Below are 1,453 nucleotides of genomic sequence, written 5' to 3'. Positions count from 1 at the left end.
TGGGGTGGACGGCGCCCGACGGCATCGGATGTGCCAGAATGAGTTCGTTGAGATCTCAAACAAGGGAGCCGTCCGTGGAACACCTTATCCGTATTGGCATGGATACGTCCAAGAGTGTTTTTCAGCTGCATGGTGTCGACGCTGCGGAGCGTTCGGTGCTGGTGCGTAAATTGCAACGGCGGGCGGTAGTCCCGTTCTTCGCCAAGCTTGCGCCGGTGAGGATCGGGCTGGAGGCGTGCGGTGGCTCGCATTACTGGGCGCGCACGCTGTCGGGGCTGGGTCATGAGGTGGTGCTGATCGCGGCGCAGCACGTGAAGCCGTATGTGCGGCGCGGCAAGCATGACGCGGCTGACGCCGAGGCGATCTGCGAGGCGATGAGCCGGCCCAGGACACGCTTTGTTGGGATCAAGAGCGGCGAGCAGCAAGCGGCGCAGATGCTGTTTGGGGTGCGCGAGCAGCTGGTGCGGCGGCGCACGCAGCTTTCCAACACGATCCGCGGCTACGCAGCCGAATTCGGCCTGGTGGCCGCACAAGGCCTTGCCCGCATCGAGCCACTGCTGGCCCGCATTGCCGGCGACGCGACGGTGCCGGCGCTGGCAAAGGAACTGCTTGAGACGCTCGGCGAGGAATACCGCGCGGTGTGCGCGCGATACGCGGCAATCGACAAGAAGCTGTTGGCCCATCACCGCAAGGACGAGACTGGACAGCGGCTGGCTGCGATGCCCGGCGTCGGGCCGGTCGTGGCGAGCCTGCTCGGCGTCAAGGTCACTGATGCGACAGCGTTCGGTTCGGGACGCGCCTTCGCGGCGTGGCTGGGGCTGACGCCGAAGAACCATTCGACCGCCGGCAAGAACCGGCTGGGGGTGATCACGCGGGCCGGCGACGAGATGCTGCGGCAGGCGCTGGTGGTGGGCGCGACGGCCCACATCCAGCAGGTGCGTCGCGGCCGCGCCAAGGCCTCGCCGTGGCTGGCGGCGTTGATTGCGCGCAAGCCGCCGAAGCTGGCGGCTGTGGCGCTCGCCAACAAGACCGCCCGTATGGCCTGGAAGATGATGATCACCGGCGAGCCGTACCGTTGCGGCCTGGCGGGCAGCCTGACGCCTCCTCGCCGCCCTCAAGGCCGCTTCGCGCCGCCTACGGCGGTGGCCTGCGGCCAGCCCTGACCGCGGCTCAGCACGGCGCTGACATGCCCGGATAGGCCGCAACGGAGGAACACCGAACACAAGCTCTTGCAACGGAAGGAAGATGGCGTGATCGATCGATCCGTGACGCGCGAAACTCCGAGGGATCCATTGGCCAACGAAACCGCTGGCATGATTGGAACGGGCGTCGCGAACCCCACCTTGGCCAGCGGCCGCAAGGACCGTGCTCAAAGGCCGGACATATGGACGCAAGCGATCGAAAACGACGCAAAACAACCGTTGCAGGCAGGGCGCCGTCCACATATGGATCC

General features: G+C 66.6%; 1 protein-coding gene. It reads left to right on the top strand.

Annotated features, from left to right (window positions below; translation table 11 throughout):
- Positions 1 to 74 precede the first annotated feature (74 nt).
- On the top strand, positions 75 to 1,163 hold the full coding sequence (locus NKH67_RS33970) for an IS110 family RNA-guided transposase (RefSeq protein WP_353033099.1): 1,089 nt from the start codon (positions 75 to 77) through the stop codon (positions 1,161 to 1,163).
- Positions 1,164 to 1,453 lie beyond the last annotated feature (290 nt).

It is taken from the genome of Mesorhizobium sp. M0968 (assembly GCF_040319065.1).
Classification (GTDB): Bacteria; Pseudomonadota; Alphaproteobacteria; order Rhizobiales; family Rhizobiaceae; genus Mesorhizobium.
The sequence above is the reverse complement of the archived record's forward strand: the minus strand, read 5'-3'. Positions and strand labels throughout refer to the sequence as shown.